The following is a 25,284-nucleotide window of genomic DNA, read 5'->3' as shown; positions in this document are numbered from 1 at the left end:
TTCCTGGGAGGAAGCGCTACTTGTAGACGCGGGCGCGGACCTTCTCGAGCCGCGCCAGGATGGCGTCGATCTTGTCCGGCTTGACCATGAATTCCTGGAAGCCTTCCATGCCGGCCTTTGCCATTTCGGCATTGGCATCGCGGTCATAGAACTGCGCAAGACCCTGGGCGCCCGACAGCATCGTGAAGCCCGCCTCGAGGAAGACGTCCTTCGGCTTTTCCGCCTGATTGTTGACGGGCAACTGGCCAAGCGTCGCATTCATCGTCGACTGTGCCTGGGCCGAGCCGACGTAAGCGAGGAATTTCTTGGCGTCTTCCTTGTTCTTGGCCTTGGCCGGAATGTGGAACGTATCCGTCGGCGCTTCTTCGGCCCTCGGCAGGCCGGGGGTGATTTCAGGGAAGGGAAGGAAGCCGATCTGCTCTTCCTTCAGACCGCCGTCCTTCATCGTGGCGACGGCGAAATTGCCCATCAGATACATGGCGGCCTTGCCCTGGACGAGCTGCGGGACTGCATCCTGCCAGTCGATCGCCGCATGGTTCTCGATGAAGTAGCCGGGCTTGACGAGCTCGGCCCATTTCTCGAACACGGCCTTTACCTTGGGATCGGTGTAAGGAACCTTGCCCGCCGTCAGGTCCATGTGGAACTGGTAGCCGTTGACGCGAAGATTGAGATAGTCGAACCAGCCGCCGGTCGGCCAGAGCGCCTTGGTGCCGATCGTGAAGGGCGTGATCCCCGCAGCCTTGAGCTTGGCGCTCGCGGCGATCAGGTCGGCCCAGTTCTTTGGCGGGGTGATGCCCTTTTCGGCAAAGATGTCCTTACGGTAGTAGATGCCCCACTGGTAGTAGGTGTAGGGCATGCCCCACTTCTTGCCGTCGATCGTCATCGACGGTACGGCAGCCTTCATCTGCTGATCGTAGCCATTGGCCGACCAGACGTCGCTCACATCGGCAAACAATCCCGCCTTGACGAAGGGCTCCATGCGGTTGCCGGCATACCAGGCGACGACATCGGGCGCATCGGCCGTCAGGAAGTTGCGGATAGCCGCCTTGTAGCCTTCGTGGTCAAAATTGTTCCACTTGACCTTGATGTCGGGATTGGCCTTCTCGAAGGCGGCAATCAGATCGCCCATCGCCTTTTTCGGCACGGGATCCGAATGGTCTGAATTGACAGTGATTTCGCCCGCGAAAACCGATGGCGCAATCAGAAAAGTCGACAATACGAGGCCAAGCAGCCTCTTTCTTAGAACGGTCATGTGTTCCTCCCTTGTGACCATCGGTAACCGGATGAAGTCCTAGATTTCAGCCTTACCGATCGAGCTCCTCCAGCCCGTCTTGATGTTCCGCCACAAACCCGTAGAGTTCCACCGTATTTCAGGGAATGTTTTCCGGGATTCTAAGATGGATAAGGCCGCATCAACCATTTCACAGGACGGATCGGTTCCGGCACATCCCGATCTCGATCCGCGGCACCCGCTTGTCGTGTTCGGCGACCATCGGTTCTGCGCGGGCGAAACTCTTGTCGTGCAGCGGATGGCTGGCCCGCATATGCACAGTCAGATCGAACTGAATTTTCTTACCCAGGGCCAGATGACCTACTGGTTCGACGGGCGGGAACTGACGATCGGCGCGGGTCGTCTCTGCCTTTTCTGGGGCATGGTACCGCATCAGGTGACGGAGATCGAAAAAGGTACGCGGTTTGTCTGTCTCTATGTTCCCATGTCCGTTTTTCTTGGTCTTGCCACTCTCAGCCGGTTCCGGGATGCCGTCTTCCGTGGTGCGGTCATCGAAGCGACCGTTATCAGGCCTTTCGATGAGGACGTTTTTCTCAGATGGCGCGAGGAACTCTTGCAGGGTGACGAGGGACTGGCAGAGATCGTCCGAACCGAGCTCACGGCCCGGGTTTTGAGGATCGAGCGGGAAGGTTGGCGGGATCTGCGCGAACACGCCCCTGCCATTGCCGGCCTCTCATCCAGTGACAGCGGGCGCGCCGGTCATGTGGAGCAGATGTTGCGCTTCATTGCCGAACACGCCCTCGGCGATATTTCCGTCGATCACGTGGCGCGGGATGTGGGACTTCATCCAAATTATGCCATGAGCCTGTTCAAGCGGGCGGTCGGCCAGACGATGAACCAGGCGATTGCCCGCCACCGGTTGGACACGGCTCGCTCGCTTTTGATCTCGACAGACATGTCGATCACGAATGTCGCCTTCGAATCCGGCTTCGGCTCGGTCTCGCGCTTCTACGAAGCTTTCACCGACCGCTTCGCCGACCGGCCATCCGCGTTTCGCCGCAGGATGCAGGCAAATGCGCGACGCGACTGACACTGCGTGATGACCAGCCGTTCTGGTTGAACGTCCGATTTCAAGTTGAATAGAGCCTTCGCAGGCAATTCCTGCAAGCCGCGCTGAGCAGCGGCCCTAACGTGGTCGTGCACGTCGATTGAGGTTGAGTTTGCATTCTGGGCGATACCTCCGTACATCGCGCAGACACAACCGCTAAGCCCTGTAGGAGTATAATTTTGCCGGAGTTCGAACAGACCCTGGGAGCGGGTACGCTCATATCCATTGCGGCTGGCGCCGTTGCGCTGCTGCTGGTTCTTATCATCCAGTTTCGCATCCACGCTTTTGTCTCGCTCATTCTCGTCAGTTTCCTGACCGCGCTCGTGACGGGAATTCCGGCGGGGAATATCCTTACCACCCTCACGTCCGCGTTTGGCTCGACCCTCGGGGGCGTTGCTCTGCTTGTCGGCCTTGGCGCCATGCTGGGTCGCTTGCTGGAAGTATCGGGTGGTGCGCAGGCTCTTGCGGATGACCTCGTCCGCCGATTTGGCGAAAAACGTGCACCGCTGGCGTTGGGCATCGCGTCGCTGTTCTTCGGCTTCCCGATCTTCTTCGATGCAGGCCTCGTCGTCATGCTTCCGGTGATGTTCACGGTAGGGCGTCGCCTTGGCGGAAGCCTTCTTCTCTACGGCATCCCGGTCGCGACCGCCTTCTCGTGCATGCACGTTTTCGTGCCGCCGCATCCCGGGCCCGTCGCCGCAGCCGAACTGCTGGGCGCTGACGTCGGACTCCTGATCATCGTCGGTCTGTTGGTCGCCATCCCGACCTGGGTCGTTGCGGGCCATTTTTTCGGAAGCTGGATCGGCAAACGCATCTACCTGCCGGTGCCCGACAACGTCACTGATGAGCAATCCTCCGACGACGAGAGAATCTCCCTGCCGAGCCCTGGCCTCGTCGTTGCACTTCTTCTTTTGCCGCTCGTTCTCATCTTCATGAATACCGGCCTCGATTTCGCGCGCGCACAGGAATGGGTCAGCAAGGATGCCAGCTGGTTCCAGCTTGCCCGCACCGTAGGCTCTACTCCAATCGCACTTCTGATTTCGGTTCTCGTCGCCGGCTACGTTCTTGGGCCAATGCGCGGTCGCGATCCCATCAAGGTGGAGCGCATCGTTGACTCTGCTCTTGGACCTGTCTGCTCTGTTATCCTGATCACCGGCGCGGGCGGCATGTTTGGCGGCGTTCTGCGTGCTTCGGGGATCGGAAATGCTTTGTCGGATGTGCTTGCCGATATCGGTATGCCCATACTGGTGGCAGGCTTCCTGATCTCGACCGCGCTGCGCGTTGCACAGGGCTCCGCGACGGTTGCACTCATCACGGCTGCTGGCCTTGTGCAGCCTGCGGTACAGGCTGCCGGTTATCAAGGTATTCAGCTGTCAGCGATCGTCATCGCCGTCGCATCGGGTTCTGTCATGCTGTCGCATGTCAATGATTCCGGCTTTTGGCTGGTCGGTCGCTTCTTCAACATGGACATCAAGACCACGTTCAAGACCTGGACCGCGATGCAGACGTTAGTGGGCCTCGTTGGCTTTGCGCTCTCCGGGATCATCTTCTGGCTGGCCTAACAACCCGGTTTCATAGCCAGGCACGCTCTTGATGAAGGCGTGCCTGGCTTCCCCCGCTCTAATCGGCAAATTTCCAGACGGTCGGCAGCGAGCCGCGCTCAGACAGCGCCGTGACCACGGTATCTCTCACCGGAAAAACTTCTGCAGAGACGGCCTCAGTCGCAGGAACCCCCGATAGGCCATCTCGAACAATGGTGTGGCGGGAGGCCAGCCTGCGATGAGACCGAGCGGGCGCAAAAGGGGTATCGCCCGCCACATTGCGGCAAAGGCTGCCGCCCCCGACAAAAGCTTGCCCCCTTCTTCGGCATGAAACCGCGACAGGATCTCCACACGATCGACAGGACACGATGCCATGGGATCGCAGGCGTCGATGAAGCGGATTGCATTGCGGCGGTCCAGCCTCCGGATCATCGCGATCTCGCGCCGGCAAAGCGGACAGCCGCTGTCAAACCAGACCGTGACTTGCTCCATCATGACGTGTGCTTCGTAGTGTTGATGAGCATGGCTAATACCTCGAGTGCGAAGAATTCCAAACCATCCCATCTGCACAGATGTTCCGCAAGCAAAGGTCACATCACAGCCTACCTGCTGGATCGGTGCCCTCTATCCCCGATATAGGGCACCTTGCGCCCACGAGCGCCCACGTATTCAACCAAGGCCGCATCCAAGATGGAAACCAGAGACGCAGCCTGATCGGCTTGCGGCGGCGGAACCTAGGGGGCATTGATGGCCTCAGCCACCGCCGGAGATCGACAGACATGGCAAGACGAATACGACTGGGCATTGTCGGTGCAGGGATCGCCGGCCTGACTCTGGCCAGAGCCATGGCCGACTGTGCCGATGTCAGGATTTTCGAGAAAAGCAGAGGCGTCGGCGGACGGATGGCGACACGGCGAACCGATGCCGTGACTTTTGATCATGGAGCGCAGTATTTCACCATCAGGGACGGACGTTTCCGTGCAGCGCTGGAGACGGCGCAGGCCGACAGAGTGATTGAGCCCTGGACCGGTGCGCTTGCAACGCTGCCCGACGGCAATCTCGCGGCTTTGTCGGGGGGCGACACCACGCGTTATGTCGGGAGCCCTTCGATGAACGCGCTTGCGAAAGCGATGGCGGCAGACCTTGATATCCAGACCGACGCGCCTGTGGAGGCGATCAGCGGCACGGCGGGTAAGTGGTTCTTGAAAATCGGCGATCGCCGCGAGGGCCCGTTCGACTGGCTGGTTTTAGCGGCGCCAGCCCCGCAGTCGGCATTGCTTCTTCCTGACGAGTTTACGCATCACGGGGCGCTGGCAAAAACCCGGATGAATGCCTGCTTCACGCTGATGATTCGCCAGACCGAGGATGCAAAGCTTCCCTTTGCTGCCGCCCGTGTCGATGATCCGGTCATCGGCTGGATCTCCCGCAACAATTCCAAGCCGGAACGGCCTGACGACCCCTGTCTAGTGGTCAACGCGACGGCCAAGTGGTCCGACGATCATTTGGAGGAGCCACTGGAAGATGTTCGTCGGACGATGCTGGAGGCGCTCCAGCGCTATATTCCGATCTCCCCGAGTGAGGCTGAGGCTGCAACCATCCATCGTTGGCGCTATGCCAATGTCGATCGGCCGGCCGGACAGGCTTTCCTTCTCGATGATGTGTCCCAATTGGCGGCTTGCGGAGACTGGTGCATCGCAGGGCGGGTCGAGGCAGCGTTCCTCAGCGCCGCGGCCCTTGGCGATGCGCTCAAACAGATCGTAAAGGTAGCGCCATGACAATAACCCCGCGGACCATCTCCACGCTTCTGACCTATTGCGGGGCCCTGCCGTTCTGGCTGCTGGCATTTGCCCCCTCGACCGTTCTCGATTTTGAAACGGCACCCGCATTCCTGTCCTACGGGGCAGTCATCGCATCCTTTATGGCCGGAGCCCTCTGGGGAAGCGCTCAAACCGGCAGGGGCGACCTGGTGATCATTGTCGCCAGTAACGTGCTGGCTCTCATTGCCTTTGTGACACTGGTTGCCAGTCCTTTGCCGATAGCCCTGCTGGTACAGGTGTTGCTGTTTGCCCTTCTGCTGATCGCCGACCACAGGACCCTTTCTACGGATCTTTCACGGCAGTGGTATTGGAAACTGCGCATTCGGATCACTGCGCTTGTCGCGCTTGCCTATGGCGTCATGCTTTTCCGCTACGCCTTTTGAACGGGTGGCTGGAACTGCGCTCTCAAGTGTCATCAACTCGATAGGTTGGCGAAGCCGCAGGTATCTCGATGGCACACTTCCGGTGGCCGTCTCAAGACCGCCTGTCCGTCCTTTTCTAGCTCGCAGGCCCGGTGCGTCATTTCCCTGAGGCTTTAAGCTCCCGGTTGATCCGATCGGCCGCATCCGCCAATGCTGTCCTGTCTGACTTTGCCCCCGACATTGCGTCATGCACTTCCTCGCCAAGGATCCTTTCGATCGCTGAATATTGCGGAATATTGGGGCGCTGCCAGGTGTGCAGCAGGTTCTTCTTCGCGAGCTGATCGACAAAACGCACGATCGGCGAACTCGCCGCAGCTTCCGGGTCCGCACTCACCGAGAAGCGCGGGGCGATCGGAAAGCCGTTCTTGACATGGGCCTTCATGGCCTCGCGCGACGCCATCCAGGCGATTGCGTCTGCGGCGAGTTCCACCCGGGCTTCGGGCAGATTGGACGGAATGCAGAAAAGGAAACCGCCGATCGGCGAGGCGCGGGTACCGCCAGGCCCGGAGGGCTGTGGCAGGTACTCGACCCGCCGCTTGACCACGGACTGGACGTCGTACTCGAACCTTGCCGCGCGCATCGTCCAGAAATAGCCGAGACTGGCCTTTCCCTTCATGAACACGTCAAGCGTCTTGTCCCACGCCATGTTGAGAATGCCGGGCGGCGAGATCTCGATTAGGCGGCGCATGAAGTCCAGCGCGGATAGGGCGGCATCCGACTGGATGGTACAGTGCAGTTCTTCGAGGTTCACACCCTCCAGCGTAAAGCCCGCCCGGGACTTGCGCAGTGAAATGGTCGGCTGGCCGCAGGCGCCGAGAAAGAACATGAAGCTCGACGCGATCGGCATGCCGCGGGCACCGTCCCAGACTGCGCCATACATGCCGTGCTGCGGGGCGTGGAAATGCCGGCCTGCGGCAAGCACGTCCTCGAACTTTCGCGGGAAATCCAGCCCGGCATCGGCAAACAGGTCCCGCCGGGCGGCGAGGATCTCGATCGTGCAGTAGCCCGGAACGCCATAGTCCTGGCCATCCCAACGGGCCGTCGACCAGATGGAGGGATGGAAGTCGAGCGGGTTGATACCGGTTTTCTGAATGAGGGCATCGAAGGGGCGGATGATGTCCTTTTCGGCAAACTCGCCAAGCCAGGGCATGTTGATGGCGAGAACATCGTAGTCAGAGACCGGTTTGTTGCGATTGTCCAGGATGCGGCGATAGAGATCTGGCAGTGGCAGAAGGTCGAAGTTCTTCTTCGATGCGAGGTTGTTGCGGAAGTCGGCCCACATGTTGCGCATGGACGAAAAGTAGTTGTCGTCGTTGAGGAGGAAGCGCAGTTCGATATGCGACTCGACCCGCTTCTGCACCAGTCGCATGGGCGGGATGATCTGCGAGCCCAACGGGGTCCCGCCAAAGTAATAGTCTTCCTCCTGCTCGCCGCCGCGCAGGCCGAGCGTCTGGGCAAGCAGGGACTTCGTCTTTCCGGCATAAGCCTGGAAGGACTGCAGGAGCTTTTCGCTCGGTTGCAGGGAAAAGGTCTTGGCGCCGGGCCCCTTGGGGACTTTCAAAATGTAGCCACTGTCCACCATGCGATTGATCAGTCGCATGGAAGTTGCGTAGGGCAGGCCGGATTCCTGGCCGAGCGTTGAGATGGCGACAGTCTGGCTGTGGATATGGGCCTTGATGAGAAAGACCACGATTTTCCAGCCGGGGTCTTCGTCGAATCCGCCGATCACGTCGCCGAAGGGCCGCCGGGTCTTGTCCAGGAACTCAATCACCCGCAGCATTTCGTAGTCGTTCACGTCGGCCCCCCGTCCGTCGCGTCACTAGACGATGTTCGTAGCCATTGCAGCGCCTCTTGGCTAGGCGCTCCAGGTGCTGACGCGAATGTGGTGATTATTTTTCCGCCGGCGGCAGCAGACCCGCGCGGCGTTCGGACTGCTCGAACAGCACAAAGAAGTCCTTTTCAGCCAGCCCTTCCGTAAAGGCGGTCTCGTATTGCTGACGGATCATCGATGCCATGTACATCGGGATATGGTCTGCCCGGGCCGCGTCGAGGATCAGGTCGAAGTCCTTCATCATCTGCGACACCGAAAATGCCGGGTCGAAATTGCGCTGGACCAGAAGGTCACGCTTATAGGCGATCAAAGGCGACGCGACTGCACTTTCGCAAATGACATTGAGCATGGTCTCAACCGAGAGGTTTCCCTTGAGGCCGAGCGTCAGCGCTTCGCCCAGCAGAGCCGATGTGGCGCCCACCAGGGCGTTGAGGACGAGCTTCAGATAGCGGGCCTCCTCGGCCTGGCCGACATAGAAGCGACGCGAGGCAAAGCAACCAAAGATAGGATCGAGGCGCTTGTAGGCGTCTTCCGGACCTGACGCCATGACCGAAAGGGTTCCCGCTGACGCGGTCGCCGTGCTGCCCGAGACCGGTGCGCGCAGGTAATGGACGCCGCATGCGCTCATGGCTTCATTCACTTCGGCGGAGATCGCGGGCGACACAGTGCTCATTTCCACCAGCGTCTGGCCGGTTTTCATGACGCTCGCAAGGCCGCCCTTGCCGAAGATGAGGTCCCGCAAAACGGCGTCGTTGGGAATAGTCAGGATCACGACGTCGGATTTCGCGGCCAGATCCTCAAGCGTGTGGGCGACATTGGCGCCTTCCGCAACGATCGTCGCCCGATTTTCGGGCAAGGGTTCATAGACGTGAAGCCGGTAACCGGCTTCCAGCACCCGGCGGCTCATCGGAGCGCCCATCTTGCCTATGCCAGCCCAGCCGACTGAAATTTCTTCGTTCATTGCGTCCTCCCGTCCCAATCGACAACAGGCTGTGACGGACCACCGATCTGGCCATCGCCTGGGGATCCATACGCCCAGCGCGCGCATCGATCAGCGCGGACCAGACATTTCCTCCCTCCAAAACACTAGGGCGACAGTCTATCGAATGCTCTCTGCAAAATATCCATTCTGGACAAAAGGGGGGCTGTGACAGGTTCCGTTATCTACTAGCCTGAAGTCGGACCGTTCAGCGTTCCGTGGGAGGAACTTAGCTGACAACAAGGATCATGGTGCGCGCGCTGTCGAGCGTCGTTCCCCTGTGCCGTGTGTTTCGCAGGATATGTCGAGGATCGGAGGAGGATCCGCCATGCAAGACGATCATTTCAGAAATTTGGATATTCGCCGCTAGCAAACCTCGGCAATGCGTTGGTGAGGCCACTGCCGCCATGTCGCCTCGTGACATCAGAGATTGGCGGGGCGCGGCTGGCAGCGCAGGCAGATGCAGTTATTTCGGGAAGGACAGTCAGATGAAAGCCGTTCGCTACTACACACAGAAAGACATCCGGGTGGAGGATGTCCCGGCGCCTTCGGGTCCGCTCGGGGACGACATGGTGCTGATCGAGCCGCTGGTCTGTGGCATTTGCGGGACCGACCTGCATGAATACATTGCCGGACCGATCGTCACGCCGAGCACGCCTCATGTCTATTCGGGCGCAACACTGCCACAGATTCTCGGCCACGAATTCTCGGCGCGCGTCCTTGAAGTCGGGCGCAACGTAACGCATGTTTCGCCCGGAACCCGCGTGTCGGTGCAGCCACTCATCTCCCCACGCGACGACTATTACGGGCGCCGCGGTCAATATCATCTCAGCGAGAAAATGGCCTGCGTCGGCCTGTCCTGGGACTGGGGCGGCATGGGCGAGCGCGCTGTCGTCAACAGCTACAACGTCTTTCCGGTCCCTGACAGCGTCAGCGACGTTCAGGCGGCCATGATCGAACCGGCGGCGGTCGCGCTCTATGGCGTCGATCGCGGCGGTGTCGAGGCCGGAAGCACGGTCCTCGTGTCCGGTGTCGGGCCGATCGGAGCTCTGGTCCTTCTGGCGACCCGCGCAGCCGGTGCGACGACGATCTTCGTTTCCGAACTCAATCCAAACCGCCGCGCGCTGGCTCAGAAGCTGGTCCCGGAGGCGATCGTCTTCGACCCGCGCGAAACGGATACGGAAAGCCTTTTCCGACAGCATACCGAAGACGGCGTCGGCGTCGATGTGGCGCTCGAATGTGTCGGCGCGGAAGCCTCTCTCAATCTCTGCGTCAAGGCCGTCAAGCGCCGAGGCACGGTCGTCCAGGTCGGCCTGCATGTCAAACCTGCCTCGATCGACGCCATGCTCTGGGCCTTGAAGGACATCACAGTGGAGGCGACGTGGTGCTATCCGGTGACGATCTGGCCACGCATAGCCCAGATGATCGGCGCCGGCATCTTTCCGGTTGAGCAGATTGTGACCGCGCAGATCTCGCCGGAGGATGTGGTCGAGAAGGGTTTCGAGGCTCTGCTCGATCCCAATGCGTCACACATGAAGATTCTGGTCAACATGCAGGGCTGACACCCTGCGCTTGCCGCGGACCGTGACAAGCGCGGCCGCCACGCAGATCCGTCCGACCAAAGGTGATTTGCGGGCGGTCTGCAGCACTTGAAACAGCCTGATCCAAGAGGGTTATCATGCATTACATCGTTCATTGCCTCGATCATCCCGGCGCCGTTGACAAGCGCCTCGCCCATTACGATGCCCATAAGGCCTATCTGGCATCTGCCAAGACAAAGACCGTAATCTCCGGTCCTCTTCTCGCCGACGACAACGAGACGATGATCGGCTCGCTGTTCCTGCTCGAGGCCGACACGAAGGACGAGGTGGTGGCCTTCAACCAGGCAGATCCGTTCAATGCTGCCGGCGTCTGGGCGTCGGTAAACATCCATCCCTTTGCCAAGCGGGTGGACAACCGATGAGCGGCTACGAGGGAAAACCCGTCCAGGCGGCCATTGTCGGCCTTGGCTGGTGGGGCAAGAAAATGGCGACGCTGGTCAATGCCGGAGGTGCTGAAATGCACTTCGTGCATGGCGTCGACCCCAACCCGGCAGAGCAGGGCTTTGCCGCGGAACGGGGCATGCGTTTCTCCTCCGAACTCGGCGAGGCGCTTGCCGATCCCGAGGTCGAGGCGGTGATTTTGGCAACGCCACATTCGCTGCACCAGAACCAGATCGCGCAGGCGGTTGCCGCCGGCAAGCATGTCTTTTGCGAAAAGCCGCTTGCGATGACCAGGAAGGACGCCGAAGCCTCTGTCGCGCTGTGCGAGAAGGCCGGTCTGGTGCTTGGCATGGGCCACGAGCGCCGCTTTGAACCGCCGATTGCCGAGATCCTTGATGCCGCGGCCACGGGCCGCCTTGGCCGCCTGCTGCAGATCGAAGCCAATTTCAGCCATGACAAGTTCCTGGGGCTCGATCCGTCCAACTGGCGGCTCAATGCCGAACAGGCGCCGGCGGGCGGCATGACTGCCACCGGCATCCATCTGACGGACCTCTCCGTCAAGCTGATGGGGCCGGCGAAGGATGTCCGCGTCATCTGCGAAAACCTCGCGTCGGAAATCCCGCAGGGCGACACCATGAGTGCGCATATCCGCTTCAAGTCCGGCGGGTCGGCCTATGTGTCCGCCACACTTGCAACGCCGTTCATCTCGCGCTTTGCGGTGTTCGGCACGCTCGGCTGGATCGAGGTGCGGGACAAAGCGCATGTGGAATCGCCGGATGGGTGGATCGTCACCGAGGGCTGGAAGGGCCAGCCGATCACGACCCGCGAAGTGTCACCGGCCGAGCCGGTCCGGGACAACCTGCGGGCTTTTGCGCGCGCTGTCCGCGGCAGAGAGACCTATCCGATTAGCGGCGAAGAAATGATCGACAATATTGCGCTGCTCGAAGCGATCATCCTGTCTGCCCGCTCGGGCGCAGTCGAGCAACTTTGAGATTGGCTTTGGGAGGAGCATCATGAAAGCCTTGGTATTCGAAGCACCGGACAAGCCGGTCATTGCCGATCTGGGCATGCCGGAGATTTCCGCAAACGAGGTCCTCGTCCGAACCCGTGCCGTCGGCATCTGTCATTCGGATTACGAACTTCTGGCCGGTCGCTACATCATTCCGATCTCCTATCCGGTGACGCCCGGCCACGAGTGGAGCGGCGAGATCGTCGAGGTCGGTCGCAACGTCACGGGCTTCAAGGCGGGAGACCGTGTCGTCGGCGAATGCGTGGTGCGCACGCCCGAGCGGCTTCATCATTTCGGTTTTTCGATAAGCGGCGCCGACCGGGAGTTCTTCGCCGTCAATCCGGAGTGGCTGCATAAGCTGCCGGACGCGGTGGACGACAAGAAGGCGGCGCTGATCGAGCCGTTTACCTGCGGCTTCTATGCGGTGCTGCGGTCCGGCGGCACCAATGCCAGCGAGACGGTCGTCGTCTCCGGCGGCGGAACGATCGGCCTGGTGTCGGCGGCGGCTGCGATCGGCATGGGTGCACGCGTCATCGTCGTTGATCCGCTCGCAACCCGTCGCGATGTGGCGCTGAAACTCGGCGCAGACGCTGCGATCGATCCATCCGATGGCGGCGCGGCAGATCGGATCCGAGAGATGACCGGTGGTCATGGCGCTGATCTGGTGGTCGAAGCCTCCGGACATGATGCCTCGCTTGCGGCGGCGTTCGACTACGCAAGAGAAGACGGGCGCATGTCGATGGTCGGCATCAACATCGGCCGCAAAGTCCCTGTTGTCATCGGCCAGATCCAGATGAAGAATCTGACGGTCCGGGGCTGTATCGGCTCGCCCGGCGTCTGGCCGGCCGCGATCCGCTTCCTGGAGCGAACGGGCATCGACCTCTCGCCGATCCAGACCCATGACTATGCTCTGACCGATGCGGTGCAAGCCTTTGCCTTTGGCAAGGACGCGACCAAGAGCATCAAGATCACTCTTTTGAATGGATGAGAACATGACACATCACGCTCTCATTGTCGGTGCGACCGGCATTGCCGGCAGCAATCTTGCCGAATACCTGCTGGCCCAAGGCGGCTGGGAGATTTCCGGTCTGTCCCGGTCGCAAAGCCCGATTGCCGCCGTCCGGACCCTGTCCTGCGACCTCACTGACGCTGCTTCCGTCGCTGCCGCCCTCGAGGGTATCCGGCCCACCCATGTCTTCATAACCGCCTGGTCGCGGCAGGAGACGGAAGACGAGAACTGCAATGTGAATGGTGCGATCGTCCGCAACGTTCTCGATGCCCTGCGTGGCCGAGGTGTGAACCATGTCGCCCTCGTTACCGGCACCAAGCATTATCTTGGGCCTTTCGAGAACTATGCGAAAGTCGCGCCGCAGACGCCGTTCCGCGAAGAGCAGGAGCGCCTTCCCAACCAGAACTTCTACTATGTGCAGGAAGACGAGGTCTTTGCGGCGGCAGCCCGCGAGGGGTTCACCTGGTCAGTGCATCGGCCGCACACCCTGATCGGCTATGCGGTCGGAAACGCCATGAACATGGCGGCCACGCTTGGCGTCTATGCCTCTCTTTGCAAGGAAACCGGGATGCCCTTCGTGTTTCCCGGATCCGCCGAGCAATGGCAGGCGGCAACCGACGTGACGGATGCCCGCATCCTCGCCAACCATCTGGCCTGGGCCGCAACGACGCCAGCAGCTGCCGACACGGCGTTCAACGTGGTCAATGGCGATGTCTTCCGCTGGAAGTGGCTCTGGCCGCGCATCGCCGCCTATTTCGGAATCGAGGCCGCGGACTATCCGGGCTCTCCGCAGCCGCTCGAGACGAAGATGGCCGATGCCGCGCCGATCTGGGATGCGCTCGTGAAGAAGCACGGTCTGAAGGAGAATGCGCTCTCGCGCGTCGCCTCTTTCTGGCACACGGATGCCGACCTCGGACGGCAGGTGGAAACGTTCAACGACATGGGCCGCAGCCGCAAGGCAGGCTTCCTCGCCTACCAGGACACGACGGAGTCCTTCACGGACGCCTTCGATCGCCTGCGCGCCGACCGGATCATTCCGTAATGACAGGACCACGCGACCAGCAAGGAGATCGACAGGCCATGGCGGACATCGGTTACTTTACGGAGACGAACTCGGTCGACACCGTCAATGCGCGCATGGGCGCTGACGTTGATCCGCGCCTTGCGCAAGTGATGGCGAGCCTTGTGAAGCATCTGCATGACTTTGCCCGGGAGGTCCAACTGACGCAGGACGAGTGGGAGACGGCGATCGGGTTTCTCACCCGCACCGGCCAGATCTGCACGCAGGAGCGGCAGGAGTTCATTCTTCTGTCCGATACGCTCGGTCTGTCGATGCTGGTGGATGCGATCAACAACCGTCGGCCCGAGGGTGCAACGGAAAACACCGTATTTGGGCCGTTCCATGTCGAAGGCGCCCCGGTGAGGGAGATGGGCGCGCAGATCTGTCTGGACGGGAAGGGCGAGAGCTGCCTGTTCCTCGGCCGTGTGCTCGATCTCGAGGGCAAGCCGATCGAGGGGGCGCGGATCGACGTGTGGTCCGACAATGCCGACGGCTACTATGACGTCCAGCAGCCCGACATTCAGCCGAAATGGAACAATCGCGGCGTATTCGTCACCGGGGCCGACGGACATTACAGCTTCATCGGCATCAAGCCGGTGTCCTACCCCATTCCCGACGACGGTCCTGTGGGCGACATGCTCGCGCATCTGGGACGGCACCCATATCGCCCGGCTCACATGCACTACATGGTGCGAGCCGAAGGCTATCAGAAGCTGGTGACGCATACGTTTGTCGGTGGTGATGCGTATCTCGAATCCGACGCGGTGTTTGGCGTCAAATCGACCCTCGTCGCACCCTTCGACCGCCTTGAAGAACGCGACACGCTGTGGCGTTCGGAGTTCGATTTCATCCTCGTGCGACCTGACCAGTCAAGATAGGAGCCAGGCTTGGACAATTTCATCTATAATGGAAATCCGGCCCGCGTGATTTTCGGGCGTGGAACGATCTCTCGCCTGGCGGAAGAGGCCGAGCGATTGTCGGCCGACCGGGTGCTGGTGCTTTCAACGCCCGAACAGGCAGACCAGGCGCAAGGGATTGCAGAGGTTCTGGGATCGCGCTTTGCCGGGCTGTATTCCAAGGCGCAGATGCATACGCCGGTCGACGTGACGGCCGATGCTTTGCGTGAGGTCGAGCGGCTCGGGGCCAATGCGGTTCTGTCGATCGGCGGCGGGTCCACGACAGGGCTTGGTAAAGCGATCGCCTTTCGCACCGACCTTCCGCAGATCGTCGTGCCGACGACCTATGCCGGGTCTGAAGCGACTCCCATTCTGGGTGAGACGGAGAATGGCCGTAAGGTGACGAAATCCGACCCGCGCATCCTTCCCGAGGTCATCGTCTACGACGTGGACCTCACTCTCACCCTGCCGGTTGCCATGTCGGTCACAAGCGGCATCAATGCCGTGGCGCATGCGGTTGAAGCGCTTTATGCCCGCGAGGCCAACCCGATTGTTTCGCTGATGGCGGAGCAGGGGATTGCCGCGATAGCCCGCGCATTGCCCATCATTGCCCGGCAACCGGAGGATCCGGATGCAAGGGCGGACGCGCTTTATGGCGCCTGGCTCTGCGGCGTATGCCTTGGGTCCGTCGGCATGGCGCTGCACCACAAGCTTTGCCACACGCTCGGCGGCATGTTCAACCTGCCGCACGCACCCATGCATACGGCCCTTCTGCCGCATGCGGTCGCTTATAACGCACCGGCCGCGCCGGAAGCCATGGCGCGTATTGCGCAGGCGCTCGGTGCAAAGGATGCGGCAACGGGGCTGTTTGATCTGGCGCAAGGACTGGGGGCTTCGATGGCTCTTAAAACTATGGGCATGCCGGACGACGGCATCGATCCTGCCGTCGAGCAGGCCATGGCCAACGCCTATTGGAACCCGCGAGTGCTGGAAAAGGATGGTTTGCACCAGCTCCTAGCCGGGGCTTACGAGGGCCAGCGACCAGAATAACGTCTTATAATGAACGGCCCTTGGGAGGGGGTGGCGATGAGCAAGTGGCTTAGTGATTACTGGCAGGTGATATCGGATTGGCTTCGTGACCTGGGCGCGGCCCACGTCGTGGACGACGGCTCATCCGAGCGAAAAGACAAGCCATGATCAGGCACATCGTCATGTGGAACGTGCGCGGCGAGACGCCCGAGGAGAAACTGGCGGCTGCGCGTCTGATCAAGACCAAATTCGAAGGCCTCAAAGGACAGATCCCCGGTTTGAGTACAATTGAGGTGGGGTTGGACATCAGCCGCATCTCCTATGCCTGCGACGTAGTTCTCTACTCCGAGTTCGACGACGAAGCCGCTCTCAAGCTTTACGCGGACCATCCGGCGCACGCGAAGGTGCGGGCCGAGCTCGAGGGCATCCGGATCGCCCGCCATCAGGTCGATTATATCTGCTGACCACGCGTGTCGCCTGACCGCGCGACAAGCGCGGCGCGGCCCCGCCTTCATGCCATTCAAGGAGACCATCGCATGACCTCCCATTCCACCAAGACGCCGAGAATTGCCTTTCTCGGAACCGGCGCTCAGGGCGCTTCGATCGGGGCGGACTTCGTTCTCGCCGGTCATGACGTGACTTTCATCGAGCAATGGCCCGACCATGTGAACGCGATCCGGGAAAATGGGATCACCGTCAATCTGCCGAGCCGGACGATCAACGCCAAGGTCAAGGCCCTGCATCTCTGCGAAGTCGCGGAGATCAAGGAGCCGTTCGATCTCGTCTTCCTGGTGGTCAAAGCCTACGACACGAAATGGGCGACCCAACTGATCGAGCCGGTGCTGGCCAAGGACGGCTTGGTCATCGGCCTCCAAAACGGCATGACCCACGAGGACATTGCGGCCATCGTCGGGCGGCAGCGGACTATCGGCGCCGTCATCGAAATCGCTTCCAACATGTTCGTACCCGGCGTCACCAACCGGCAGAACGACCACGATACCTCCTGGTTTGCGCTCGGCGCCCTAGACCCGCAGACCCAGGAGAGGGTGGAGTCGGTGGCCGACCTGCTGCGCTGCACCGGGACCGTCGAGGTGACGGATGATATCCGCTCCGCCAAATGGATGAAGCTCGTCGTCAACGCCGCCGAACTTATTCCGTCTGCCATCGTCAACCTGCCGCTCGGCGATGCAGCCCGCAGCCCGGGAATGCTAGAGGTGATGCGAGCTGCCGGATATGAGGCCATGCAGGCGGCGATTGCCGATGGCGCAAAGATCGTCCCGATCATCGGCATGCCACCGGTCACCACAAACCATCCAGAGCGCTACGTCGACCAGATCTTCGAGGAGGTGCTCACCGTCTTCTCGCAAGCCGATACGCTCACGACCTCGCTGCAGGACTGGCGGAAGGGCCGGCGGGCCGAGATCCAGGAGGTCAACGGCTGGGTCATCGACACGCTGAAAGCGCATGGCCGGACGGCCCCGATCAATCAACGGGTCGTAGACCTGGCCTATGAGATCGAGGCGAACACGCTTGAGGCGAAACCAGAAAACGCCGCTTTGCTGATCGAAACCTATGCGGCCAGCATCCCGGCGGGCTGAGGGTGCACTGATATGTTTCCCGTCTCGAATACACTTATCCAAAGCGGATATTTTCAGGGTTTTCGTAGTCTTCAAAATACATACAGTTGATCGGAAGGAGTTCGGAGGAGAGAATTTCCTGACGTATTTGAATCGCCGGATTGCGTACTTGTTTTAGCAAGAGATGCCGACCGGTCAGAGTGACAAATTCTTGGAGGAGCAAGAATTTGGGCAATCCGCAAATCATCGTGCCTTGTGAAGTTCTGACCGCGCAGCGGTTCGGAGCCAGCTACAGGCTTGCCGAAGCTTGAGGCTGAGGCCGACGATGCTAAGGATCTGTCCAGCAGATTGCTTCCTCCAGGTATGAACCATAACCGGCTCTGGGAGGAGGACGCGATGCCTGATTTTGCTGACAAATCGACGTGTCTCTTTGCAGACTTCAAGGCGGCGTCCGGCGCCGCCGAAGAGATCGGCTTGCGCCGCCCGGCCATCGTTTCGGGTGAGGTGCGATCATCAAAAGGAGCCGACCGGTGAGTGCAGTCTCAACAATCCCCACACGGGCGGACAGCTATGCCCCAGGCCGGATGAAGCTGACGCGGAGTTTCGTGACCGTGGTCTTCTCAACCATGGTCCTTCTGGTCGCCTGCCTGGTCTTTGCGCCCTCAAGCGTATCCTGGGGTGCCCTGTCAGGCAGTCTTCCGTTTGCGGCGATCATTGCCATTGTCGGCCTCGGCCAGTTGATGGTGGTTCAGCAGGGCGGCTTTGACCTCTCGCTTCCCGGTGCCGTCTCTCTCGCCGTCGTGGTCTCGACCCATTACCCTCAGCAGAATGACGGATTGCTGTATCAGGCGGTGCTCTTGGCGCTGGCCTTCAATCTGACGATCGGCATTCTCAATGGCGCGCTCGTCAGCATCTTCCGCCTGAACTCGATCATTGCGACGATTGGCACCAACGCACTGCTTTATGCGACCGTCTTTGCCATGTCGGGCGGGGTGCCGTCTGTTACGACGGGCCTGCTCGCCAATATTGCCGGCGGCGAAACCTTCGGCCTGCCCAATGCCGTCTACTTCGCCCTCGGCGCCACCGCGCTGGTCTCCTTCATGCTGAAAAAGACCGTGGGCGGCCGCCGGTTCGAGGCGATCGGCGCAAGCCCTGCTGCCGGAGAGGCCGCAGGCCTGCGAGTGCGCTCCTATCAGATGATGGCCTATGTCTATGCCCAGCTGTTCTATTGCCTGGCCGGCGTCCTGATTGCCGGCATCACCCGCGAACCCACGGCCTTCCAAGGCGATAGCCTGCTGCTGCCGTCGGTTGCCGTCGTCGTGCTGGGAGGCACGTCGCTGCTCGGCGGGCGCGGATTTCCCATCTCGACGGTGCTGGCGGCCTTCTTCCTCAACCAGCTGAGCCAGTTCGCGCTGTCGGTCGGTGTGCCCTATTCAGCACAAACCATCATCCAGGCCTTGGCCCTCGGTTTCGGCATCGGCGTCTACTCGCTCCGGTGGAGCGGGAAAGTCAGAAAAACAACCTAACAATAACAAGTGGAGGAGCAGACATGAACTATGCAAATTTGAAGAAGGGCCTGGCAGTCTCGGTTGCGACTGCGGTCATCGCACTGGGAGGTGCGGGTCTGGCAAAGGCGGAGACACCGTCCTGGTGCGGGCCCAAGAAGGCGACGCTTGCCCTTCTCGACGGCTACGGCGGTAACAGCTGGCGTCAGGTGACGACGGCATCCGGCAAGCAGACCGTCGAACTGTGCCCCAGTATCACCAAGTATGAGTATGCCGACGGCCAGGGCGACACCCAGAAGGCAATCTCCGACATCAAGGGTATGGCCGCCAAGGGCGTCGATGCGCTGGTCGTCTTTGGCGACGCCGGCCCGGCCATGCTGCCGGCCATTACCAGCGTCTTCAAGGCTGGAAAGATCATTGTGCCCTACCGCGTCGCTGTTGGCGGCAAGGAAGGCATGAACTATTCGAAGTTCATCGGCTCGTCCTTCGAAAACGACGGCGTCACCTGGGGCAAATGGATCAAGGGTGTGCTTCCCAAGGGCGGCAATGTCCTGTTCCTCAGCGGACCTGCCGGCAACAGCCAGGGTCTGGATGAGCTGAAAGGGCTGAAGAGCGTGCTCGGGCCTGAGTATGTCTTCGTCAATCAGGCGCCTTTTGCCGTCACGAACTGGGATCCGGCGCTGACGCAAAAGGTGCTGACCGCCGAAATCGCCAAGAACGCCAAGATCGACGTCATCGTGTCCGATTTCGGCCCGTCGCTGGTTGGTGCTCTGCCGGCCTTCACCAAGCAGGGCAAATCGATCCCGGCGCTGGCTACGTCAGACGGCAACTCGCTCGGCTGCTTCTGGCAGGACAATCACGCCAGCAACCCGGACTTCAAGCTGTTCACGGTTGCCACCGGTAACGACAATGTCCGGTTGGCCGTGCAGTGGGCCGTCGCGCTTGCAACCGGCGGCGAAAAGCCGAAGGAGCAGATCTTCGAGGCGCCTGCTTATGAGGATTCCGTATCGGGCAAGCCCAATGCCGTTCAGTGCCGCAAGGATCTGCCGGGCGCCATCTATATGTCCTCGGCGCTGAAGCCGGAAGACCAGGCAAAGGCCGTCGGCCAGTAACTGAAACTTAGGCATCGCTGACCCCGGAGGGTTTACCTTCCGGGGCTCTGTCACCAGGACGGATTGCAAATAATGTTGGCACGAAACAGTCAAGACGTGGCGCTGGACGCTCGGGATGTGGTGATCCGCCTTTCGGGCATCTCGAAATATTTCTCGGTTGTCGCGGCACTGGCCGATGTCAGTGTGGAATTCCGCGCCGGCGAAGTGCATGCCCTTCTCGGCGAGAACGGCGCCGGCAAATCGACCCTGATGAACATCATTTCCGGAACGCTGCAGCCGACCGAGGGAGAGATTCACTTCGAAGGCCGCGCCGTACAGCAAATGACCCCGGAAATCGCCAAGTCCCACGGGATTGGCATCTGCTTCCAGCATCCTGCCATTCTGGACGATCTGTCGATCCTGGAAAACCTGCGCGTGGCCTTGCCAGCCTCGGTGTTTGCGGGCGCAAAGCCCGACGATGTGGGCCGGCGCGTGCTTGCCAAGGTCGGCCTGCATCTCCCTCTTGGCATGCGCGCCGACGGTCTGACGGTTGCGCAGAAGCATTTGCTTGAGATCGCCAAGGCGCTGGCGCTCGAGCCGAAGGTGCTGATCCTGGACGAACCCACCGCCTCGCTCGACCAGGATTCGACCGACATGCTGTTTGCCCGCATCCGCGAGGTGGCGGCCGCTGGCACATCGGTCATCTACATCACCCACCGCCTGGCCGAACTTCGCCAGATTGCCGATCGGGTCACCGTGCTTCGGGATGGTCGCGTGCGCGGCTCCGCCGTCATCGGCGAGATCAGCGATTCCGATCTGGTCGGGCTGATCGTCGGGCGTACTCTGGAATCGGCATTCCCGCCGAAAGCGTCATCGGCCGATACGGAGACCGGTCTGTCCGTGGTGGGCATCACCAACAGGGACCTGAAGAACATCAGCTTCGACGTGCCGCGCGGGCAGATCGTTGGGATCGCCGGTGTCGCCGGCAACGGTCAGCCGGAACTGATGCGGGTTCTTGCAGGGCTGAGGCCTGCCGAGGGGCAGATCGTCTTACGCGGGCGCGCACTCGCCCAACCGGAACTCCTCCATGAGGCGGCCTTCATGCCGTCGGATCGCCACGTCGAAGGTGTCGCCGGCAGTTTGACCGTTCGGGAAAACGCAACCTATTCCGCGCTTGAGAAGTTCGCGGTCGGTGGCGTGATGAGCCGCAAGAAGGAACTGGCGCAGGTCGGCGCGATCTTCAGTGAGCTGGCGGTCAAGACGCCCGGGATCGAAGCGCCGATTTTTGCGCTGTCGGGCGGCAACCAGCAAAAAGTGGTCATGGCCCGCGCACTTTTGTCCGAGCCGGGACTGATCATTGCCGACGAACCGACGCAAGGTGTGGATGTCGGAGCCCGGTTTGAAATCTACCGAATTCTGCGCGAAGTCTCGGAGGCAGGGACGCCGGTTGTGGTGAACTCCTCCGATGCCGTGGAGCTCGAAGGTCTGTGCGACAAGGTCGTCGTGCTGTCGCGCGGGCATGTGGTCGAGATCCTTGAAGGTGACGACGTCACCGAAGAACGCATAGTCGCTGCGGCCGTTGGAGCGGAGACGCATGGCGACAGCAGTTTGACGGTGGCACAGCCGAGTACCGGCAGCCGATGGCGCGACCTGCTGCGGTCGGACAATGCTCCGGCGGTCCCGCTTGCCATCGTGACCGTGCTCCTTGGGCTCTATGTCTATGGCCAGAACGAGAACTTCTTCTCTGTCTACAACATCTACAACATCCTGCTTTTGGCGACCGCACTCGGCTTTATTGCGATGGGCCAGACAGTGGCGCTGCTGATGGGCGGGATCGATCTTTCGGTCGGTCCTCTCGCCGGATTTCTGGTCGTGGTCGCGTCATTTTTCATTACCGACGACAATTCCACTGCGATGATGGCGGTCGGCTTCCTCCTGATGTTTGCCGGCGCCTTTGTGACCGGGGCTATCAACGGTGTGCTGATCCGATTTGCGAATTTCACCCCGATTGCCGCGACGCTCGCCATGTATATCGCGATCCAGGGCTGCAGCTTCCTGCTGCGTGACAATCCGGATGGCTATATCAGCGCGACGGTCACCGACTGGGTCAACTGGCAATTGGGTCCTTTCCCGGTCGCCTTTCTGGTACTGGTTGTTGCAGCGGTCGGCGCCGAATTCTTGCTGCGCCGGACCCGGGCCGGATGGCGTCTGCGGGCGGTCGGATCCGATGAACAATCTGCGCGGCGGGCCGGCATTCCTGTCGAACTCACCTTCATCGGCGGCTATATCGCCTGTTCGCTGCTGACCGCTGTCGGTGCCATCATGCTGATGACGCAGATCGGTGTCGGTGACCCGCGCCAGGGCGTGAACTACACGCTGGCCAGCATCACCGCAGTCGTTCTGGGCGGAACGAGCCTTTCGGGCGGGCGGGGAACCTTCATCGGAACCCTTCTCGGAGCCGTGCTTCTGACCGAAGTGCTGAACGCGGTGACATTCCTGGGGCTGACCCAGACCTACCAGTATCTCTTCCAGGGATTGCTGGTTGTGGTGGCAGCGCTGATCTACGCAAGCGCTGGCCGGCGGAAATCGCACTGACTTCCTGGTTCTGAACACGAGTACCTGCCGTCGATCGTAAGAAGACGACCCGGAACACGCATCTTGACTGATTCCATAAATCCAGTATTCTGGATATATGGAATCAGAAGTCGCTATTCTCGCCCTTGCTGCGCTTGCTCAGCCAACCCGGCTCGAAGCTTTTCGCCTGCTTGTCAGGCATGAACCGGATGGACTGCCCGCAGGTGACATAGCGCGCGCGCTCGCGGTGCCACAAAACACGATGTCTGCGCATCTCAACATCTTGTCACGCGCGGGTCTTGTTTCTTCGCAGCGCCAAAGCCGCGTCGTTACCTACCGTGTGGAGATGGAGACGTTACGGGAACTGGTGCTCTTCCTTCTCAAGGACTGCTGTGGCGGAAACGCAGAGCTCTGCGCGCCGCTGATTGCGGAACTCACCCCGTGCTGCCCTCCGGAAAAGGCGCTCTCATGACCGACAAGACATTCAACGTCCTGTTTCTGTGCACCGGCAACTATGCGAGATCGATCCTCGCGGAAAGTGTTTTGCGAAAAATTGGCGCTGGGAAATTCAATGCCTACTCGGCGGGAAGCCAGCCTAAAGGCAACGTCAACCCAATGGCGCTCGATGTGCTTGTTGGCCACAAGTTTCCCACGGAGGGACTTCGGTCAAAAAGTTGGGACGAGTTTGCGGGTGCCGAGGCTCCGCAATTAGATTTTATCTTTACGGTCTGCGACAACGCTGCTGGCGAATCCTGCCCGGTCTGGCCGGGAAAACCGATGACCGCCCATTGGGGTATCGAGGATCCTGCTGCGGTGGAGGGGACCGACGCGGAAAAGCGCATCGCCTTCACCACAGCGCTTCGCTACATGAAGCTGCGTATTGCGGCTTTCGCCGCGCTGCCTTTGCAAAGCCTCGAAAGGATAAGCTTGACCGCCAAGCTTCAGGAAATCGGTCAGCTCGAAGGATCGACAAACAAAAGGCCTGACGTCACATGACTAACCCTATCGATATCGTCATCTACCACAACCCGGACTGCGGGACCTCGCGCAACACGCTTGCGATGATCCGCAACGCCGGCATCGAACCCCATGTGGTCGAGTATCTCAAAACCCCGCCAGCGCGCGCGCTGCTTAAGCAGTTGATCGACCGGATGGGAATTTCAGCGCGCGATCTTCTTCGCGAAAAGGGAACGCCATTTTCCGAACTCGGTTTGGGCGACCCTTCCTTTTCCGATGAGCAACTGGTCGATGCCATGATGGACCATCCCATCCTGATCAACCGCCCGATCGTCGTCACGCCTGCCGGTGTCAGGCTGTGCCGACCATCGGAAGCGGTGTTGGATATTCTTCCAGCTGGCCAGCAGGCTGCGTTTGCCAAGGAAGATGGCGAAGTCGTCGTCGACCAGGCCGGTCGTCGCGTCTTCTGACACAAAACATGCAAGCCGAACCCGTGCGACTGCAGTCTTCATGGCAAGGCTGCGGACGATATCTATCTGCCAAGGAGGCCGCAAATGCGTCCCGAAGAACCAACACTGCGTCTGTCGTTCCTCGACCGCTATCTGACCGTCTGGATTTTTGCCGCCATGGCACTGGGTGTGCTGCTCGGAACTGTCTTTACCGGCCTGCCCGCAGCGCTCGACAGCCTGTCCGTCGGCACCACCAATATTCCGATTGCCATCGGCCTCATCCTGATGATGTATCCGCCTCTGGCGAAAGTGCGCTTCGAGGAACTGCCGCAGGTGTTTGCCGACAAGCGGGTTCTGGCGATCTCTCTCCTGCAGAACTGGATTATCGGTCCGGTGCTGATGTTCGCGCTGGCGGTGACCTTCCTGCGGGACTATCCGGAATACATGACCGGCCTCATCCTGATCGGTCTTGCCCGCTGCATTGCAATGGTTCTCGTCTGGAACCAGCTTGCCCGGGGCGACAACCAGTATGTCGCGGGTCTCGTTGCCTTCAATTCGATTTTTCAGATCCTGTTTTTCAGCGTCTATGCGTGGTTCTTCCTGTCCGTCATGCCTCCGCTGTTTGGTCTTGAAGGCAGTGTGATTGACGTCTCGTTCTGGACGATTGCGGAAGCGGTGTTGATCTATATCGGTATTCCGTTCCTCGCGGGATATCTGTCGCGCCGCTTGCTGACCGCGAGCAAGGGCAGGGATTGGTACGAGAATGTCTTCCTCCCGAAGATCAGCCCGATGACCCTGGCCGCCCTTCTGTTCACGATCGTCGCCATGTTCAGCCTGAAGGGCGGAGACGTGGTCCGCCTGCCGGGCGATGTGGTGATGATCGCCATTCCGCTGACGATCTACTTTCTCATCATGTTTCTTGTCAGTTTCTGGATGGCGAGGTCGGTGGGGACAGATTATCCGCGCACGACAGCGGTTGCCTTTACTGCGGCCGGCAACAACTTCGAGCTGGCCATCGCGGTTGCCATTGCCGCGTTCGGCCTGGCGTCCCCGGTCGCATTTGCGGCCGTCATCGGCCCGCTCGTCGAGGTTCCTGTGCTGATCCTTTTGGTACAGATGGCACTGTGGATGGGCCGCAGATATTTTGCCAAATCGGCAGGAAGCCCGGCCGTGTAGCGCTCCCAGCGGGCACCCAAGGACGCACGGATCCCAGCGTA

The 25,284-nt window shown here is 60.6% G+C and carries 25 protein-coding genes; 21 read left to right on the top strand and 4 right to left on the bottom strand.

The annotated features are described in order from the left end of the window. Positions 1-16 precede the first annotated feature (16 nt). Positions 17-1,252, bottom strand: coding sequence for an ABC transporter substrate-binding protein (locus G6K99_RS20985; RefSeq protein WP_174197758.1), 1,236 nt, complete (start codon positions 1,250-1,252; stop codon positions 17-19). A 145-nt stretch (positions 1,253-1,397) separates the two neighbouring features. Between G6K99_RS20985 and G6K99_RS20980 the strand changes: the two genes are divergently transcribed. Together G6K99_RS20980 and G6K99_RS20975 are read left to right on the top strand one after the other, a co-directional pair. Next, on the top strand, positions 1,398-2,321 hold the full coding sequence (locus tag G6K99_RS20980; RefSeq protein ID WP_174197757.1) for a helix-turn-helix domain-containing protein: 924 nt from the start codon (positions 1,398-1,400) through the stop codon (positions 2,319-2,321). A gap of 197 nt (positions 2,322-2,518) precedes the next feature. After that, complete coding sequence (locus G6K99_RS20975; RefSeq protein ID WP_062459880.1) at positions 2,519-3,901, top strand: GntP family permease; 1,383 nt, start codon at positions 2,519-2,521, stop codon at positions 3,899-3,901. Between the two features lie 126 nt (positions 3,902-4,027). Here the strand turns inward: G6K99_RS20975 and G6K99_RS20970 are convergent, their stop codons facing one another. Beyond that, on the bottom strand, positions 4,028-4,375 hold the full coding sequence (locus G6K99_RS20970) for a DUF393 domain-containing protein (protein ID WP_113111421.1): 348 nt from the start codon (positions 4,373-4,375) through the stop codon (positions 4,028-4,030). A 284-nt stretch (positions 4,376-4,659) separates the two neighbouring features. Here G6K99_RS20970 and G6K99_RS20965 point away from each other — a divergent pair, with 284 nt between their 5' ends. Together G6K99_RS20965 and G6K99_RS20960 are read left to right on the top strand one after the other, a co-directional pair. Then, entirely contained in the window at positions 4,660-5,655 is a 996-nt protein-coding gene (locus G6K99_RS20965; RefSeq protein ID WP_174197756.1) for an NAD(P)/FAD-dependent oxidoreductase, read from the top strand. Then, a complete protein-coding gene (locus tag G6K99_RS20960; protein WP_174197755.1) occupies positions 5,652-6,080 on the top strand; it encodes a DUF3429 domain-containing protein in 429 nt (142 codons plus the stop codon). The genes G6K99_RS20965 and G6K99_RS20960 overlap by 4 nt, the downstream gene beginning before the upstream one ends. Positions 6,081-6,216: 136 nt before the next feature. Here G6K99_RS20960 and G6K99_RS23330 read toward each other — a convergent pair whose 3' ends face one another. Both G6K99_RS23330 and G6K99_RS20950 read right to left on the bottom strand, forming a co-directional pair. Further along, the gene (locus G6K99_RS23330; protein WP_174197754.1) at positions 6,217-7,914 is read right to left on the bottom strand and encodes an extracellular solute-binding protein; all 1,698 of its coding nucleotides are present in this window, start codon (positions 7,912-7,914) and stop codon (positions 6,217-6,219) included. Between the two features lie 94 nt (positions 7,915-8,008). Continuing rightward, a complete protein-coding gene (locus tag G6K99_RS20950; protein ID WP_062459871.1) occupies positions 8,009-8,911 on the bottom strand; it encodes an NAD(P)-dependent oxidoreductase in 903 nt (300 codons plus the stop codon). A 506-nt stretch (positions 8,912-9,417) separates the two neighbouring features. Here G6K99_RS20950 and G6K99_RS20945 point away from each other — a divergent pair. The 17 genes from G6K99_RS20945 (at position 9,418) to arsB (ending at position 25,243) form a co-directional block, all read left to right on the top strand. Continuing rightward, complete coding sequence (locus G6K99_RS20945; protein ID WP_062459869.1) at positions 9,418-10,491, top strand: 2,3-butanediol dehydrogenase; 1,074 nt, start codon at positions 9,418-9,420, stop codon at positions 10,489-10,491. Positions 10,492-10,607: 116 nt separating this feature from the next. Continuing rightward, complete coding sequence (locus G6K99_RS20940) at positions 10,608-10,892, top strand: YciI family protein (RefSeq protein WP_062459867.1); 285 nt, start codon at positions 10,608-10,610, stop codon at positions 10,890-10,892. Continuing rightward, positions 10,889-11,902, top strand: a complete 1,014-nt coding sequence (locus G6K99_RS20935; protein ID WP_062459865.1) for a Gfo/Idh/MocA family protein — start codon at positions 10,889-10,891, stop codon at positions 11,900-11,902. Before G6K99_RS20940 ends, G6K99_RS20935 begins: the two co-directional genes overlap by 4 nt. Positions 11,903-11,924: 22 nt before the next feature. After that, a complete protein-coding gene (locus G6K99_RS20930) occupies positions 11,925-12,908 on the top strand; it encodes a zinc-binding dehydrogenase (protein ID WP_174197753.1) in 984 nt (327 codons plus the stop codon). A 4-nt stretch (positions 12,909-12,912) separates the two neighbouring features. Continuing rightward, positions 12,913-13,971, top strand: a complete 1,059-nt coding sequence (locus tag G6K99_RS20925; protein WP_174197752.1) for an SDR family oxidoreductase — start codon at positions 12,913-12,915, stop codon at positions 13,969-13,971. A gap of 38 nt (positions 13,972-14,009) precedes the next feature. Further along, on the top strand, positions 14,010-14,867 hold the full coding sequence (locus tag G6K99_RS20920) for an intradiol ring-cleavage dioxygenase (protein WP_174197751.1): 858 nt from the start codon (positions 14,010-14,012) through the stop codon (positions 14,865-14,867). Positions 14,868-14,876: 9 nt separating this feature from the next. Then, positions 14,877-15,935 carry a maleylacetate reductase gene (locus tag G6K99_RS20915; RefSeq protein WP_174197750.1) on the top strand — a complete coding sequence of 353 codons (1,059 nt, stop codon included), beginning with the start codon at positions 14,877-14,879 and terminating at the stop codon, positions 15,933-15,935. Between the two features lie 143 nt (positions 15,936-16,078). Next, complete coding sequence (locus G6K99_RS20910) at positions 16,079-16,378, top strand: Dabb family protein (protein ID WP_062459857.1); 300 nt, start codon at positions 16,079-16,081, stop codon at positions 16,376-16,378. 72 nt (positions 16,379-16,450) lie between these two features. Then, positions 16,451-17,512, top strand: coding sequence for a ketopantoate reductase family protein (locus G6K99_RS20905; protein WP_174197749.1), 1,062 nt, complete (start codon positions 16,451-16,453; stop codon positions 17,510-17,512). Positions 17,513-17,788: 276 nt separating this feature from the next. Further along, positions 17,789-18,025, top strand: a complete 237-nt coding sequence (locus G6K99_RS20900; RefSeq protein ID WP_174197748.1) for a hypothetical protein — start codon at positions 17,789-17,791, stop codon at positions 18,023-18,025. After that, positions 18,022-19,017 carry an ABC transporter permease gene (locus tag G6K99_RS20895; protein WP_202048841.1) on the top strand — a complete coding sequence of 332 codons (996 nt, stop codon included), beginning with the start codon at positions 18,022-18,024 and terminating at the stop codon, positions 19,015-19,017. Before G6K99_RS20900 ends, G6K99_RS20895 begins: the two co-directional genes overlap by 4 nt. A 23-nt stretch (positions 19,018-19,040) precedes the next feature. Beyond that, entirely contained in the window at positions 19,041-20,108 is a 1,068-nt protein-coding gene (locus G6K99_RS20890; protein ID WP_062459847.1) for a substrate-binding domain-containing protein, read from the top strand. 72 nt (positions 20,109-20,180) lie between these two features. Beyond that, positions 20,181-22,682, top strand: coding sequence for an ATP-binding cassette domain-containing protein (locus tag G6K99_RS20885; protein WP_174197747.1), 2,502 nt, complete (start codon positions 20,181-20,183; stop codon positions 22,680-22,682). Positions 22,683-22,779: 97 nt separating this feature from the next. Beyond that, a complete protein-coding gene (locus tag G6K99_RS20880) occupies positions 22,780-23,133 on the top strand; it encodes a helix-turn-helix transcriptional regulator (protein WP_092662990.1) in 354 nt (117 codons plus the stop codon). Further along, complete coding sequence (locus tag G6K99_RS20875; protein WP_174197746.1) at positions 23,130-23,657, top strand: arsenate reductase ArsC; 528 nt, start codon at positions 23,130-23,132, stop codon at positions 23,655-23,657. Before G6K99_RS20880 ends, G6K99_RS20875 begins: the two co-directional genes overlap by 4 nt. Continuing rightward, the gene (arsC, locus tag G6K99_RS20870; protein WP_174197745.1) at positions 23,654-24,088 is read left to right on the top strand and encodes an arsenate reductase (glutaredoxin); all 435 of its coding nucleotides are present in this window, start codon (positions 23,654-23,656) and stop codon (positions 24,086-24,088) included. Before G6K99_RS20875 ends, arsC begins: the two co-directional genes overlap by 4 nt. An 84-nt stretch (positions 24,089-24,172) precedes the next feature. Beyond that, positions 24,173-25,243 carry an ACR3 family arsenite efflux transporter gene (gene arsB, locus G6K99_RS20865; RefSeq protein WP_174197744.1) on the top strand — a complete coding sequence of 357 codons (1,071 nt, stop codon included), beginning with the start codon at positions 24,173-24,175 and terminating at the stop codon, positions 25,241-25,243. Positions 25,244-25,284 lie beyond the last annotated feature (41 nt).

The sequence above is a fragment of the Neorhizobium sp. AL 9.2.2 genome (assembly GCF_013317225.1).
Taxonomy (GTDB): Bacteria; Pseudomonadota; Alphaproteobacteria; order Rhizobiales; family Rhizobiaceae; genus Neorhizobium; species Neorhizobium soli.
This window is presented reverse-complemented; position numbering and strand designations above follow the sequence as displayed.